Source organism: Bradyrhizobium sp. USDA 3262 (assembly GCF_054060035.1).
On record NZ_JBSSCT010000001.1, the window covers coordinates 8,920,687 to 8,935,467 of the forward strand.

A 14,781-nucleotide genomic window follows, 5' to 3' on the forward strand; every position below is an offset into this window, starting at 1 on the left:
CGGCAGCGTGCGGCGGGAGTGAAGTGCGAATGGCTCGCGCGGTGCGAAAAAACACTCATCGCTTTGGTGCTTTTGAAGTCTATGCCTGTCTGGCACACGGGTTTCTGAGGGATGTTTGGCTTGGCCGTCTATTCTTCACGTCCCCTCAGACAGCCGAGCTTGCCGTAAAAACTTCGCGCGGGTGGTTGTCTGCAGTCGGCCTCCCGTGCGCTTTTTTGGTATCCGACCGTCGCACATCGTGGAGATCGTGCCATTACCGCGAAGAGGCTTTGAAGAACGCAATAGAGGCGCTCACACAATGGTCTCAAGAGAAGGTCGCAACGAGCGTCGTGCTCGCCGCGATCGCGAAGCCCGAAGTGATGAGGCCACCACCAAGGCGGCGTCCGAAACAGAAGCTCACTCCATGATCCTAGTTAGTTGAAGGGATCTTCCGTCATACTCCTCTTACCGCTCGTCGTACTGCGGTCCCCCGGTTGAGCCGTCAAGCCCGGCAAACGCATCGTACTAATCACGAGAACATCAATCGGTCCAAATGGCGTACGACAAGCAGGGCGCAGTCCGCGGAGGAGAAGCCATGCGCGAGATCCCGCCTAATCCCCAGTCGCCGACACGGCACCGGCGGATGATCCGCTCACGCCGTATGACCACGACACGAACATGCGATCACGTATTTGCGCATGCTGGACACGGACGCCGAAGGCTCTGACTCGCGCGAAGTGGCCGATATCGTGCTGCGCATCGAGCCGGGGCGCGACCTTGATCGCGCCAGGAAAGTGTACGAGACGCACCTTTCAAGGGCGAAATGGCTGAGCAATCACGGATATGAACCGCTGCTGAAGTACGGCTGGCCCGCGTCAAACTGAGCAACACAGTCGATATCCCATGTGGGCCGGCTGAAGAGATTTGGTGAACGGAAACTCGGGACGAAGCTTCTTGAGCTTCTTGAGCTGGTCCTTCACCTCGCCGGAGGTCGCAGCTCGCGCCGTGTCGCCGGCCAGGCGGCGCTTGCCGGCCTCGAGGAACTCCTTGGATCGGTCGTAATGCATCGAGGCGACAATGCCTTCTCGGCAGTAGAGCTCGGAGATGTTCTCCTCGCCGCGCAATCCTTCCAGCAGCGTACGGATCTTCTCTTCCGCTGAATAATGCCGGCGGGCCTGTCGCCTGACGTCTCTTAGACCTTGTTCTGCCGGTGCTTTGCCCGGCCCGGATTCTGTTTCATCTTTGCTCCTGGTGGCTACGACGAACCAGAAATCCTCCTTCCGCAAATCCCCCACTGTTTGTCTCACAGGCCCTGACGGCGAACACGCCAACATCAGACCGGGAATCTACTGTCTAAAATGGCAAGGGACCTCGCAAGACAGCGTACAGCGCGACCGGCACGCTAACCAGATTCAAAAGCCAGATCAGGTAGGTTCGTTCCTGGATGCCGCGGGTTAGAGTTGCTTCTTGCGTTTGTAGGTTCAAACGGAGGACAGTGTGAGTGAAGGACTATCCCGATCCCGCCATGGCAAAGAACTACGTAGAATTGCTCGCGCTGTTGAAGGAACAGCAGAAGATTGCCGAGCGTGGCATTCGCCAATCACCTGATGATTTCTGGAAGTGGGGCCGAAAGGGCAGTCACTCACTGCGCGCGAGCGATCGTTCCTTCTGGAGCCCCATTACTACCCGCCGGTCCGCAGGATCCGGACATCCCGCATGCAAATCAATTAGATCGCCTGATCAAGATTCTTGTCTACCGACAGGGCCTCAAAACGACAAACGGATTCAACGGCTGAGAGTCGTCAGCATAACGTCGCAAGCTGAGCCGGGACACCAAGTTGGCCAATGCGCGATAAGGCTCAAACCAGACGTGAAAACTCCCCGCTCGCGTGCCGACTATGGGTGTCCGAAGGTATTTCCATTTCCAACGACAACCGGATGGGTTCTTCCAAGCGCTTCTTTTCGTCCAAGGACAAGTTTCAAGTTCAGCAATTTGGATCGAGAATGATCAGGGAATTTGGCCTCCTGAGTATGCTTTCGGGATCCGCCCTAGCCTTGTACGCACGTCGGCATCAATCAAAGATCATGGAGGCATGCGCTGGCGCGCTGCTGATTCTTGGCCTCGCCTGCTTTGGCGCGTCACTGCCGAAGTAAGCACCAATCAAGGCGTCTGCTCGCGCGGCGAGCAAAACGCTTCCTACGTCGCATACAACTCGCGGCCGTGGCCGCAGTAACCCTTGTCGACATAAGGCCGCTCGATCGCACAGCCGGTCAGTGTCTCGGTGCGGTCAATAACGTCCCGCAAGGTGTGACCGTCGTACGGATTGTCGGGCAACGACCTGGCGTACAGCACGAACAGACCGTAAGGCCGTATGTCCGCCTCTTCCAGTGAGGTGGCTCGCCCCACACTGCGCGTCCGAGGGTTACTCGGGCGTACCGAGCCGACCTTCATCACGGCAGGACGAGCCGTGGCAGATTATGGGGAAGCATTTGTCGGAATCGACGTCGCGAAGCTGAAAAACGCCCATCGCGATCGCGGAAACAGGCCGGGAAGGAGAGGTTCGCTTCATCGGTGAGGTCGACGCGTCGGCGACGGCCATGCGCCGGGTCGTTGAACGGATCGCCAGCCGGTTTGGTGGTGTGCATTTCTGTTACGAGGCCGGTCCGACTGGCTATGGCCTTTATCGCCTGATCCGGTCGCTCGGCCATGAATGCACCGTGGTTGCGCCGTCGCTGATCCCGAGGAAGCCAGGTGATCGCGTGAAGACGAACCGCCGGGACGCTGTTTCTCTTGCCCGGCTGCTGCACGCCGGCGAGCTGACGGCGGTGTGGGTTCCCGATGAAAGCCACGAAGCGATGCGCGATCTCGTCCGCGCCCGGGCGGCGGCGGTTGAGGCGCTGCGGGTCCACCGCCAACAGGTGAGCGCCTTCATGCTCAAGCACGGCCGCACCTATCCCCGCAAGAAGGGATGGACGATGCGCTATCTGCGTTGGCTTCAGGAACAGCAGTTCGATCATCCCGCGCATCAGATCGCGCTCCAAGAAATGGTCGAAGCGGTTTGCCTCGCCAGGGAGCGGGTCGAACGTCTGGAGCGCACGATCGAAGAGTTCGTCTCTGCCTGGTCCTTGGAGCCGCTCGTGCGGGCGCTTCAAACACTGCGAGGTATCGATCTAATCGTCGCGGTGACATTTGCCACTGAGGTTGGTGACGTGAGCCGTTTTGAGACCTCACGTCAGCTCATGGGCTATCTCGGCCTGGTGTCGGGCGAGCGATCGACCGGGGAGACGGTCAGGCGTGGCGGCATCACCAAGGCCGGCAATGGCCGCGTTCGCCACATGTTGGTCGAGAGCGCCTGGACGTATCGGCACCCGCCGAAGATCGGAAAAACAAAGCTATACCGGCTCGAGCAGCCATCGCCAGCGGTGCGAGAGATCGCATGGAAAGCGCAGACCCGCCTGACCGCTCGGGACATCTGCCGCCGAAGATCGTCGAGCCGCACGCGATCGCCGCGCGCGTTGACGACATGAAGGATCGCATCGCCCTCATGGACCACGCTGAGTTGCGTCGAGCCCTGCGGCGGCTTCGCGCTCACGGGGCCGTGGATCGGCGAGCGCAAGGTCACGATCCTGGCATTGACCACGGCCTCGACGCCCGAGGTCTGCAGCACGGCCTTCAGCGGCAACCATCCGAAGACGGCCACGATCGCAAAGGCCAATGCCGACCTTGAGCAGGCGGCGAACCCACCGGCCCTAGCCTGCAGGTGCTTCGGGATGGGGAGCGCTATCGCTGACGGGCGCGCTCACCGGCTCGTCGTGCGCCGGCTGCAACCGGTCTTGCAGATCGCGCTGCAATCCGCGTGCACCCGATTCCTCGTCCTTGCTGACGGACGTATGATCTTCGGGAACGGGCTTCCGCTGTTTCTGATTCCAGATCACCGGCCCCTGAACTGTCAGTGCGCGCGGGGTGCAGAAACCGTAACCCTTCGGCGAGCGTCGAACCGCAGGAGACCATCGACAGCTGTTTCTCGAACCAAGGCTTTCCGCAAGGGTATCGATGGTCTTGTTGCGCTTGTGCGCGATGCCGGTTCGGATCCGTTCTTGTGTGTCGGACGAGATTATGTGGCAGAGGCGCCCTAACACCAGCCAGGGCCGGCCACCCAGAGATTCTCCGCCACATAGTAATCAGATGCTGGCCGGCAGCTGCAGGATGGTGTCGTTCGGCGGAAGCGCGCGCTGCGGTCGCCTGAGACGCCCGCCTTCTCGAGTCCCCAGCCCATCATCGAGCACGCCGTGACGAACCGCGCGGCTGTCGTAGCGCGTCAACGCCCAGGCAAGGCAGGTCGTAGAATCATGGCCTCCAGAGAAACGCACGAGTGCAGATCTTGTCATCCCCAGTGTCCCAAAATGACTCCGAGCCTCACGGTTCGTCTCCATCATATTCGGCCCAGCATTCGGCGGTCTCGAAGACCTTGACCGCGGAGAGTTGCTGCAATCGGGGTCTTATCTTGTCCCAGATCCAGATCGCGATGTTCTCCGCGGTCGGATTCTCGAGCCCGCGGATATCGTTGAGGCAATGGTGATCGAGTTGTCGCAACAAAGGCCCTAAAACCTCCTCGAGCTCGAAGAAATCTATCACGAAGCCCGTCCGCGGATCGACCCGACCGCTCAAGACGAGTTCGATCCGGTAGGAGTGACCGTGCATCCTGTGGCAGCGATGCGTCTCGGGCACGTTCGGCAGCCGGTGCGCGGCTTCAAACTTGAATGCTTGAGATATTCTCATTTGATTCCGAGGTGTTTGTGAGTTTGGACGCTGAGACGCCATTTGGGATGAGGCCGACAATATTCGATGGCATCGCGTGTACTGGCGACGACGTCGGGACCATCCATCGGCTGGAGCAGGAAGTTCGCGAAGTCAAGGTCTTCGAGACGCTCGGGTAGCGCCTCGGGCCCGTTCGGAAACCTGCTCACCTCGTTTAAGCCGTATCAGCAGGTCCTTCCGCCGTTCTTTTGCAACCTTCTGCCCGAAGGCCCCTGCATGTCGAACCTCTCTGTTGGCAATGGCCTTGAAGAGCGCAATCGCGATCCGACCGCGTTCCGTGATTTCGAAGCGAAGGGGCTTGCGGCCGCACTACGCCACGGAGCCGGCGATCAGGGCACCGAATCAGTGACGAGCCGAGCTCGGCCCATGTCCGCGAATTGCCGTTGGGGTAAAGGCCGGAGTCGCGGCCGATCTCGAGCGCCGTCACCTCGCGGTCGGCGGCCAGGACCGCGGCCTGCCGCGGCTTCAGCGTCTGTCTCGGCCGCCTCACAGCCCCAACTCCTCCGGCGACCGGCCGACCCCCGGACCCGGACCCAGTCCCGGCGCTCCGCCGCGACCGGCTGGACGAACGGGTGGCTGGCGCGCGCCTCAAGCGGAGGCGATCCTCGCCGAGCGAGAACGCATCAAGCGCGACACCATCGCAAACGGCCGCTTGCAGCATCAACTGCAGCCTGCTTAAACTCTAACCCTGATGAGCCAGAGCCTCCCTTCTCGAAAAGCCTGATCAGTCTCAAATCATCTGACGACGGACAAGCCGGTCACGAGCAATCCGGAAGGCTCAGAAGATTGTCGGGAAGAAAATGATCATTCTCGGTCTTTAGGTACTCGCGACCATCGTGTTTTTTGACGATCACCTTGACTGTCTTACCCTGCTCAGTGACATCATAAGCGCTTTTGTCGCGTTTGACGTTTGCAATGGCTGTTTCTTCCGAATCTCGCCATGCTGAACCACCGACTGCTTGAATACGCCGATGGCGGTCTTGATGGTTAGGCAGCTTGGTAATGCAGGTGATACGGCGAGTCATGGCTCACTCCTTATTTCGTGGAGCCAAGGCTTTGACCGTTAGCAGAACGGACTCATTATCCGATTGCTTGGAAACCTTCAGAGCCCCGCCTCACGGGTTGAAAATTTGAATAACGTGGTCAGTACGGGCGGGTTGCATTCACCCGGGTTTCCTCTGCTCGCTGTCTGTATCTGCATCGTTGGTTATGCCAGCGCGGATACACCAACTGGCCAGCCTTACCGCACGACGTGCGTCATTATTATCCAGACCAGCAGGACGGCGCTTAAGACCGCAATGCCAATACCGATGCGAGCCGCGGTTGAATAAGAACGGAAGCGTGGTTGTTTGAACATGCGACTTCTTCTCTTGTCCCTTGACGCGAGCGCGTACCGCTGATGTGCCCTAACTCCGTGGCGCGAGTTCTTTCTTTAGGCATGCGAGCTTGGCGAACCGGTTCCACCGCGCTTTGGCTTTCTCGCGATTTCTCTCGCAGCTCGCCGGCTTCCCGCAGTTCGGCGCGGCGCTTTGCCTGCAAGCTCGCGAACTCTTACGCGACAAGGTCTCGTCTGAGAATGCTGACCCGTTTGTTCAGCGCTCGGCGCAACGCATTGCCCTCACACGTCGTCATCCTGCCAGCAGACCGCTCGGCCACACAATCCATCATGACCCGTTGAATCTGGACTAGTGTCATACTTTCGATCTGGGCAATGCGTTTCTTAACTTTGGCGCGCAAGTTGGCAGTCTTTTTAGACATCGTCAGATCCTGATGCTCCACCGAGTCCAGCCCGAAAGGCTAACGACGTTTGACGGTACAGCATCAACATTGGATCGGCTCCTACCTACTCTGGGGGGCGGCCGGATCAAGTCAACGGGACAGGCAAGGGCTCTATCGCGCCGAGCAGGACGACGCGACGGCTCACGCCATTCAAGGCTGCCGACCTCCAAGAGATGAATCGGCGCATCAGGTAACGGTGCCGGCAGTAGCGGATCATCTTCCGATCCGCGGTCACGATCGAACAGGCTCGCCGCAAGGATTTCGAGGAAGCATTGAAGATCCTCGAAGGCGGCTTTGTGTCAATTAGCAGTGGGCGCGTAAGCTTCATTAATCCGTCGATCCGCGACTATCTGACAAACTATCTCGATGATACGGCTCTGCGAGCCTTGTTCGCGGAAGCTGCCCAGAAGGCCGACTGGGCAAAGGCGGTCTGGAATCAGGACAACGGATCGCAGCGAAATCAATCGAGCAGAAGAAGACTTTAGGAATCGCATTTTGGCCGATCGCGCAGCGATTCCTGCAACTTCCCGTCATGAAGCGCGATCCGACTGAACCCAATCGCTCCCGGTTCTACGATTCTTCCTTGTCCAATCGGCTTTCGCTCCTAATGGAATGGTATGTCGTGACCGACGATGCCGCATTTTCCGATGCTGCGGTATTGCTGGTGGAGCGACGGCGCGAACCTAGTGAGGTTGGTTCGGGACTTGCCCCCCTGCGGGAAGGTTAACAGGCATTCGCACCGATCAAGGTACTGCACAGCGACGATGGCTGGCTGTATGGATACAACATCTACTTTGATGAAGGGCCTGATCTCGAAATCCTTAAACGGATCGATGGACTGATAGATGGCCGCTGGATTCGGATTGGCGCCTAACGGCTCCGAAACTGAAGCGCCGCCAAATTCGAGATTGGCGCGCTGTCATCCGACTCAAGAGAGTCAAGCGAACTGAATACTCATAGCGGCATCGTCAACTTAATCGACCACCGAGCCGAAGGAGGCGATTCCCAAAGGTCGAGAGTCGGCGGTAGCGCTTGTCATGGAGGTCTCGCGACAAGTCGCAAAGGCTCGCTCACGCGAGGCACGACGGAAGTCGGCGGCGAGGCTCCGGGATAGGGGATGTGGAGAAGGTTCGCAACCTGATCATGAACTGACAGAAACCGTTCAGCCTGATGGGACGATTTGAAACGCGTCATGATCCGCTCGCGCCGCCTCGTCGGCTGATGAAAATGTTGAGAGCTTTGTACTGGCGATGTTCAACGCCCATCTTCGCCCTCGCAGCACCGTACGAACGGCATTTGTCCGTGATCATCACGCGCGGCGGCATGCCGGCGGATTTCAAGAGCTTCTTCATGAACCGCTGTGCAGTGCGCGAATCTCTTCGGCGCTGGATCAAGACGTCGAGAACGAAGCCATTCTGGTCGACAGCGCGCCAGAGCCAATGTTATTCGCCCGCGATCGAGATAACGACTTCGTCCAGATACCATTGTCACCGCGAGCGGGAGCGCGCTGGCCGATCCGATCGGAGAACGGCTTGCCGAATTCCGTCCCCACTGGCGCACGGCTTCATAAGGTCACGCCAACGCCGTGCGCCGCCAGCATTTCCTCGACCATGCGCAAGCTTAAGGGAAACAGGAAATACTACCAAACGGCATAGCTGATCACTTCCGACGGGAAGCGATGGCGGTGATAAGGAGGATCCTTGGCAGTCCGCACGTCGCTCGTATACCCCCTGCGCCGCTCCAATTCGTTGAACTTGACGGCACCCTCGGCCCCTACCAGGACGAGGAGGCGACAGCATGCTTTGCGTGTAGCACAAATTCTTGCAATCTGCGAGCTGCCACAGCACAGGGAGCAAATAATGGCACTGAAAGATGTTATTGGCGAATACGCTTTTGTATCCAAAGTAGATGTATCAGACTTGGATGCCAGCGTGGCGTTCTATGGAAAGAAGCTCGGCTTAATTCCAGACGAAAAGTACCACACGTCGACATGGCGGCAATTCCGTGTGCTTCCACGTGTTGCCATCGGACTGAATGTGCACCCTACCGGAGTCGGAACAGGCGGTGCCGTGGCAACGCTTGTCGTCGATGACATCGAGCAGGCAAGTAACCGATTGCAGAAGCAGGGCGTGGAGGTCAGTAAAATAGATGATGTGGGAGACGGCGTTCGGCTTGCCTTCTTCAAGGATCCCGACGGCAACTCCCTCGGTCTTCGTCAAAACTCTCCGCAGCATCCCAAGGCAGCTGCCGTAGGCGGCGCGTAGTCCACCAGCCACCGGCTTGCGCCTCATGCGAGCCGGTGGCTGCTGACCCGCTGGCGGGTTGCCCCTTCGGAAAGTTGGGTGAACCCGGCCCGCCGCCGGCTCACTTACCCTTGCGCGTCGGCACTTCACAGAGGGCCGCCGAGTTAACTTGCTGTTGAATGGTTGCGCTGCCAGCCACTGCCGGCACGACACAGTGTCCGCCTCCACAAGCGACGAATGTGACTCCACCATTCGGCGGGAGACGCACGTCGCCCGGCAAAGTGATCGCCAATACCTACCCAGACCTCCAAAGGGATCGCCAGTCTCTACAGACAAATTGGCATCCGTCTGATTCGCCACGGCATGCGGTTCTTCGACTAGTGGGCTTACCGCTACACCGCTAGCCGGTGCCTTCTTCTAAGATTTGGTAGGTTGCACTTAGTTGGACAGCGGCCTCTAATGATCGATGATCAAGCGACCTGCAAGCCGAAAGGCGAGCCGAAGTTTGCCGGAAATGGCGCGGAATTTCGGCGCACGCCTCTTCTTGCAATTTTGACGATGGAAGCGGTAGGCCACACGATGCTCCGGACTCTCTTTATAATTGCCTTGACGTTTGTCGTCACGACAAGATCAAGTGCTCAAGGGACCGACGCCAATCCCATATATGTTGACCAAGGTATGGATTGGACCGCGGCAGCAAGAGCGGACTTCTACTCGCGCGATCAGGGCTCGCGTTTGATTGCGTTGTCTTGGATGCAGGCCCTGAAGCAAAAGAATGGACAGCCATTCCTCGCGGATGGTTTGTCACGGTACGGTTATCTACCGAATCCTGCAAACACGGCCAACCTTCCCGTCGGTTTTCACGCTTCTGGCCCTCAAGACTTCCAGGTCGTTGGAATGACCTGCTCGGCATGTCACACGCGCCAGATCGAAGTTGACGGCAAGGTGTATCGGGTGGATGGCGGTCCGGGGCTTGTAGACTTCTACGCACTGCTTGGCGATCTGGACAAGGCAGTCGGCGATGTGATTGCCAGCGACAGCTCGTTCGCTCCCTTTGCTGCAGCTGTCCTGCGGTCCACAACGCCGGATGCGGCCGATGTTGCGGACCTTCGTCGACAGGTAGATGGGTGGTACTTGCGGTTTCACACGCTCATGGTACGCGCGCTGCCCAAGAGCGGCTGGGGAGTTGGCCGTCTCGATGCTGTAGGAATGATCTTCAACCGCATATCCGGCCTGGACATCGGTCCGCCACCCGACTTCATGATCCCGGAAAATATGAAAAACGCGGACGCTCCCGTGAGATACCCATTCCTTTGGAATTCGCCGCGGCAAGACAAGACGCAATGGCCTGGATTCGCAAAAAATGGAAATGACATCTTGGGGCTGGCTCGGAACGTTGGCGAGGTTCTGGGGGTATTCGCTACGTTCGAGCCGAAGCGTCAGGGCGCGATTATCAATTTCCTCGACAATAATTCAACCAATTTCGACGGCTTGAGCGAGCTTGAAAACTTGGTGAAGCGGATCGGCCCTCCGAAATGGCCCTGGAAGATTGACGCTGCTTTGGCCACCCGGGGCAAAGTAATTTTCGAAAGGGATTCCGCTGAAGGGGGATGTAGCGGGTGTCACGGGATTGAAGACGGAGAGCAACGCGTTCCATTCATCAAAACGTGGAGAACTCCGGTCCAGAACGTTGGTACCGATACACGAGAATACGATGTCCTCACCTGGAAGGCGAAAACGGGCGTGCTGAAAGGAGCGTTCATTCCGTTCGCGACCGCCCCGCTCAAGGAGAACGATGAGATTTTTAACATTCTTGCGACCTCGGTCATCGGTTCGATAGCGGAACACCTGTTGGCCGGCGGCGCCCCTTCAACCAATGCCCGGGTGGCAGCGGCGCCAGAGCCGGGATCGTCGGACACACCGGAGTCTCTGGGTCTGGTGCGACTACCACCAACGCTGCAGGATTTGCTAACGGCTTTTGATACTGCCAGCACCTCGGAAGCAATTAAAACTAAGCGGCAGGGAGCAGAACGAGCGTTTCGCAGCCGGCTCCCTCCATGGGGCTCCTACGAGGCTCGAGTTCTGCAGGGCATTTGGGCCGCCGCACCATATCTTCATAACGGCTCGGTTCCTACGCTGGCGGAATTGCTCAAGCCATCAGGGCAGCGCTTATCGCAATTTAGCGTTGGACGGAAATACGACATTGAAAACGTTGGTCTTGCTGCCACCCAGGAGCCCCTGAGCGAAACTCTATCCCTCACGGATTGCAGTAATATCAACTCCGGGAATAGCCGATGCGGCCACGAGTATGGGACCAGTTTAAGCGACCCAGAAAAAAGGGCGTTGCTTGAATACCTCAAGACACTGTGACCCGCTCCGGCGCTCCCTCTTTGAGCGGCTTCCTACATGCTGTCGGTCACAGCATGCTTGTTTGAGCAAACGGCATCGGTTTACCGAGCTCTCGCACAGACATCTGATCCAGCACAACCGCTCCAGGAAGCACAAGTGACGGCTTACAAATTCTCGCCCATCTTACGTATGCGTCGCTTCTGCATAAGAATAGAGATTACGCATGCTCCCAATTTCGATGCGACATCGCATAGAATGCGTTCGCTGTGGTTCTGGATTAGTCACCCTCGAGTGGCATGAACGCGTGAATGCGAATGAAGTTCAGAATCATTGGCATTGCTGGAACTGCAAACACCAGTTTGTCTCCATCATCACTTCTGACGAGAGGGTGCCTTTAGTCGATGAGATCACAAAACCATTCTTTACGAGCCTGCTCGTCTGATCAATGACGCCCGAGCAGGTCGACCTTATAAGGACATCATTTGACGCGATGTGGCCGATTCGTCGCGACCTCGCTGACCTGTGCTACAACAGGTTCGTCGAACTAGCTCCTGATGCAAGGAGCTTGTTCGGCGGCGATGCTGAGAAGCAGCGAATGAAGATGCTGGATATGATCACCGCTCTGGTCGCTTCGCTCGACGAAAGACCGATGTTCCAATCGCTGATCACGCTTTCCGGTCACAAGCACGCCAGACTTGGCGTTCAGCCATCGCACTTTGTCGCAATGGGCGAGGCGCTGATGTGGAGCTTTGAGCGCAAATTCGGCGCTTTTTTCACCCCCGAGTTGAGGGATTCCTGGCGAACACTTTACGCCACCGCCCAGAACGAGATGCTGCGCGCGGCTGGCCGACCGAGTTCATTCTGACAGCGGCGGACAGGGGCCAGTTTGTGAAAGATTACGTCGGACACAAATAAGACGTGCGCGACGGTACCATACTCAACGCCACATTTAGTCTTACTGCGTCACAAGGGTGGTCTGTGGATTGGACGAACTCAACAGCGTTCGGGCGAGCCGCCGTCGCATCGTCGCGATCGACTTTGGAATGTGACGTTGGATCCAGTGGCAAATCCGCGGGGTCTGCAATCTGTGGGAACGCGAGTGAACGGAATCGGCCGGGCGCGCCGAGGGAGTGCGACGCGGCTGACCGACCCCGACTTCATCGCCCGGATTGGTCACTACGACACTACGACGGACTACCCGAGGCGGTGATCAATGACCCGGAGATGATGAGCGCGTTGATCAAGCCGATGCGGGCGGACGTCGAGATCTTGGAGACCTATCGTCCCGAAGCTCCCGTGCGCCTTGCCTGCCCGACGACGCTGCTGGGCGGCGAGGACGATCCCGTCGTGCGCCCGGACCTTCTCGAGCGATGGGCAAGCCACGTGCACGCATTCGTGCCCGTGCTGCTTCCCGGCGGCCACTTCTACTTTCGCAAGTCTTTGCCGGTGTTAATCGACCTCGTGGTGTCGATACTCAGGCCGGTGCTGCGCGCGATGCCTCGCTAACGATAGCACGCGATGTGGCCCACCGCCCGACCTGCCGATGTCGCGCCTGCGCTCGGGCGCGGCGACGTGCACCTGTGGCTGGTCGAGCTGGATGGTGCCTGCGACACCGGCCGGCTGCCGGTGCTTTCCCGATGCGGAGCGCATGGTCGCGGCCGGCCACCGGGCGGATGAACGCCGCCGGCGCTACATCGTCGCGCATGCCGCCTTGCGGCAGGTGCTGCAGGCCTACGTCCACATCAGCGCCGCCGATCTGGTCTTCGCCACCAGCCGCTTCGGCAAGCCGCGCGCCGTCCTACCGCGCTTGCCGCCGATCCACTTCAGCCTGTCGCATGGCAGACGCCGATGCCTGATAGGCATCGCGCGCGGTGGGGACGTAGGAGTCGACATCGAGCCGATCGATCGCCGAGGCGACATCAGTTCCATGGCGATCGCGGTGCTCAGTGAATCGGAACACGCGCGTTGGCGGGCGCTATCTTCGAGGAGTTGCTCCGACGCCATCCTGAGCTCGGCGCCGGCATCCGTCGCACGCTGGAGCGCCGGATCCGGGCCTGGCGGGCGATCCACGGCGAGGAGCAGGAGGTCATCTTCCGGCAGACCCACGAACCCGGTCAGCGCGGCCTGTCCGACTTCACCGACATGGGCGAATTGGGTGTCACGATCGCGGGCGTGCCGCTCGACCATCGTCTCTATCACTTCCGGCTGGCCTATTCCGGGTTTGAGCACGCCCATGTCGTGCTCGGCGGTGAGAGCTTCATCGCTCTGGCCGAAGGCCTGCAGAATGCCTTGTGGTCACTCGGTGGAGCGCCACGGGAGCATCGCACCGACAGCCTGTCGGCCGCCTTTTGCAATCTCGACCGCGACGCCAAAGACGATCTGACGCGGCGATACGAAGACCTCTGTGCCCATTACGGCATGCGCCCCTCCCGCAACAATCGTGGCATCGCCCACGAGAACGGGGCGATCGAGAGTTCGCATGGCCATCTCAAGCGGGCGGTCGGCGACGCGCTGTTGCTGCGTGGCACCGCCGACTTCGACGATCTCGCTGCCTATCGTGGCTTCATCGATGAGATCGTCAGCCGCCGCAATGCCCGCAACGCCAAGCGGATCGACAGCGAACGTACCGCACTTCAGGATCTGCCGGACCGCCGCACGTCGGACTATGAAGAGGTGATCGTCCACGTGACATCGTCCGGCGGCTTCACCTTGCGCAAGGTGTTCTACACGGTGCCGTCGCGCTTGATCGGCCATCGGCTGCGGGTGCGCCTGTATGACGATCACCTCGACGTGTTTGTCGGCGGCACGCATCTCCTCACCTTGCCGCGCGGGCGGCCGCATCCCAATGGCAAGCACGATCAGGTCGTCGATTATCGGCACGTGATCCATTCCTTGCGGCGCAAGCCGATGGCGCTCCTCAACCTGGTCTACCGCGACCAGCTGTTCCCCCGGGAAGCTTACCGCCGAGCCTTCGACGTCTTGCGCAAACGCTTACCGGACAAGAAGGCCTGCCGGATCATGGTCGATCTCCTCGCACTCGCCCATGAGCGCGGTTGCGAGGCCGAACTCGCCGATCAGCTCACGGCCGACCTGAACGACGGCCGGCTGCCCGACCTCAACCGGCTACGTACTCACTTCGCCCCGGATCCCGCCCAGATGCCGAACGTCGTGGTGCGCCTCGCACCGCTCGCCACCTATGAATGCCTCATCGGTACTGCCGAGATCGGAGGTGCCGCATGAGCACAACCAACGTAGTCGACACCGCGCGCCTCAATCTGTTGCTCAACGAGCTGCGGCTGCCCGCCATCAAGGTGCTGTGGCCGCAATTTGCCGAGCTGTCCGATAAGGAAGGCTGGCCGGCGGCGCGCTTCCTCGCCACCATTGCCGAGCACGAGATCGCTGAACGCAGCCGTCGCCGCATCGAGCGCCATCTCGTCGAGGCGCGGCTGCCCACCGGAAAGACCTTTGACAGCTTCGACTTCGAAGCCGTGCCGATGATCTCCAGGGCGCAAATGAGCGCGCTCGCCGCCGGCGACGGCTGGCTCGGCAAGGGCGCCAATCTGCTGCTGTTTGGCCCGCCCGAGTCAGATTCATACTGCCCATCTCGCTACC

General features: G+C 59.4%; 10 protein-coding genes and 6 pseudogenes. 10 read left to right on the forward strand and 6 right to left on the reverse strand.

Annotation, left to right across the window (positions count from 1 at the left end; genetic code table 11):
- Positions 1-677 precede the first annotated feature (677 nt).
- The gene (locus ACVWYP_RS42345) at positions 678-863 is read left to right on the forward strand and encodes a hypothetical protein (RefSeq protein WP_028342883.1); all 186 of its coding nucleotides are present in this window, start codon (positions 678-680) and stop codon (positions 861-863) included.
- Positions 864-923: 60 nt separating this feature from the next.
- On the opposite strand, the pseudogene ACVWYP_RS42350 reads toward ACVWYP_RS42345, so the two are convergent.
- Positions 924-1,265 (reverse strand): annotated as a pseudogene (locus ACVWYP_RS42350) (hypothetical protein); the annotation flags it as partial.
- A 935-nt stretch (positions 1,266-2,200) separates the two neighbouring features.
- A pseudogene (locus ACVWYP_RS42355) lies at positions 2,201-2,347 on the reverse strand (IS5/IS1182 family transposase); the annotation flags it as partial.
- Positions 2,348-2,447: 100 nt separating this feature from the next.
- On the opposite strand from ACVWYP_RS42355, the pseudogene ACVWYP_RS42360 reads away from it, so the two are divergent.
- Positions 2,448-3,507: pseudogene (locus tag ACVWYP_RS42360) on the forward strand (IS110 family RNA-guided transposase).
- A 654-nt stretch (positions 3,508-4,161) separates the two neighbouring features.
- Here the strand turns inward: ACVWYP_RS42360 and ACVWYP_RS42365 are convergent.
- The 3 genes from ACVWYP_RS42365 to ACVWYP_RS42375 form a co-directional block, all read right to left on the reverse strand.
- Positions 4,162-4,368, reverse strand: coding sequence for a 7-cyano-7-deazaguanine synthase (locus ACVWYP_RS42365; protein WP_244980951.1), 207 nt, complete (start codon positions 4,366-4,368; stop codon positions 4,162-4,164).
- A gap of 28 nt (positions 4,369-4,396) precedes the next feature.
- Positions 4,397-4,759, reverse strand: a complete 363-nt coding sequence (gene queD / locus ACVWYP_RS42370; protein ID WP_028342886.1) for a 6-carboxytetrahydropterin synthase QueD — start codon at positions 4,757-4,759, stop codon at positions 4,397-4,399.
- Between the two features lie 797 nt (positions 4,760-5,556).
- Entirely contained in the window at positions 5,557-5,823 is a 267-nt protein-coding gene (locus ACVWYP_RS42375) for a DUF3892 domain-containing protein (protein ID WP_075969178.1), read from the reverse strand.
- A gap of 421 nt (positions 5,824-6,244) precedes the next feature.
- Between ACVWYP_RS42375 and ACVWYP_RS42380 the strand changes: the two genes are divergently transcribed.
- Positions 6,245-6,487, forward strand: coding sequence for a hypothetical protein (locus ACVWYP_RS42380; RefSeq protein ID WP_129964748.1), 243 nt, complete (start codon positions 6,245-6,247; stop codon positions 6,485-6,487).
- 362 nt (positions 6,488-6,849) lie between these two features.
- Positions 6,850-7,062: a hypothetical protein gene (locus ACVWYP_RS42385; protein WP_129964749.1), complete on the forward strand. Its 213-nt coding sequence runs from the start codon at positions 6,850-6,852 to the stop codon at positions 7,060-7,062.
- Positions 7,063-7,550: 488 nt separating this feature from the next.
- Here ACVWYP_RS42385 and ACVWYP_RS42390 read toward each other — a convergent pair.
- Positions 7,551-8,291 (reverse strand): annotated as a pseudogene (locus tag ACVWYP_RS42390) (IS6 family transposase).
- Positions 8,292-8,436: 145 nt separating this feature from the next.
- Here ACVWYP_RS42390 and ACVWYP_RS42395 point away from each other — a divergent pair.
- The 6 genes and pseudogenes from ACVWYP_RS42395 to ACVWYP_RS42420 all read left to right on the forward strand — a co-directional run.
- A complete protein-coding gene (locus tag ACVWYP_RS42395; RefSeq protein WP_075969173.1) occupies positions 8,437-8,841 on the forward strand; it encodes a VOC family protein in 405 nt (134 codons plus the stop codon).
- 438 nt (positions 8,842-9,279) lie between these two features.
- On the forward strand, positions 9,280-11,190 hold the full coding sequence (locus ACVWYP_RS42400) for a di-heme-cytochrome C peroxidase (RefSeq protein ID WP_244980950.1): 1,911 nt from the start codon (positions 9,280-9,282) through the stop codon (positions 11,188-11,190).
- 424 nt (positions 11,191-11,614) lie between these two features.
- Positions 11,615-12,034, forward strand: coding sequence for a globin domain-containing protein (locus ACVWYP_RS42405; RefSeq protein WP_028342888.1), 420 nt, complete (start codon positions 11,615-11,617; stop codon positions 12,032-12,034).
- Positions 12,035-12,147: 113 nt separating this feature from the next.
- On the forward strand, positions 12,148-12,675 hold the full coding sequence (locus ACVWYP_RS42410; RefSeq protein WP_259245187.1) for a thioesterase II family protein: 528 nt from the start codon (positions 12,148-12,150) through the stop codon (positions 12,673-12,675).
- Positions 12,676-13,146: 471 nt separating this feature from the next.
- A pseudogene (gene istA / locus ACVWYP_RS42415) lies at positions 13,147-14,409 on the forward strand (IS21-like element ISBj11 family transposase); the annotation flags it as partial.
- Positions 14,406-14,750, forward strand: a pseudogene (locus tag ACVWYP_RS42420) (ATP-binding protein); the annotation flags it as partial. The pseudogenes istA and ACVWYP_RS42420, both read left to right, overlap by 4 nt.
- Positions 14,751-14,781 lie beyond the last annotated feature (31 nt).

Excerpts from the sequence above, each read along its gene's own strand:
- ACVWYP_RS42345 (WP_028342883.1), top strand. The coding sequence starts at position 678 with ATGCTGGACACGGACGCCGAAGGCTCTGACTCGCGCGAAGTGGCCGAT.
- ACVWYP_RS42365 (WP_244980951.1), bottom strand. The coding sequence starts at position 4,368 with ATGACAAGATCTGCACTCGTGCGTTTCTCTGGAGGCCATGATTCTACG.
- queD (WP_028342886.1), bottom strand. The coding sequence starts at position 4,759 with ATGAGAATATCTCAAGCATTCAAGTTTGAAGCCGCGCACCGGCTGCCG.
- ACVWYP_RS42375 (WP_075969178.1), bottom strand. The coding sequence starts at position 5,823 with ATGACTCGCCGTATCACCTGCATTACCAAGCTGCCTAACCATCAAGAC.
- ACVWYP_RS42395 (WP_075969173.1), top strand. The coding sequence starts at position 8,437 with ATGGCACTGAAAGATGTTATTGGCGAATACGCTTTTGTATCCAAAGTA.
- ACVWYP_RS42400 (WP_244980950.1), top strand. The coding sequence starts at position 9,280 with ATGATCGATGATCAAGCGACCTGCAAGCCGAAAGGCGAGCCGAAGTTT.
- ACVWYP_RS42405 (WP_028342888.1), top strand. The coding sequence starts at position 11,615 with ATGACGCCCGAGCAGGTCGACCTTATAAGGACATCATTTGACGCGATG.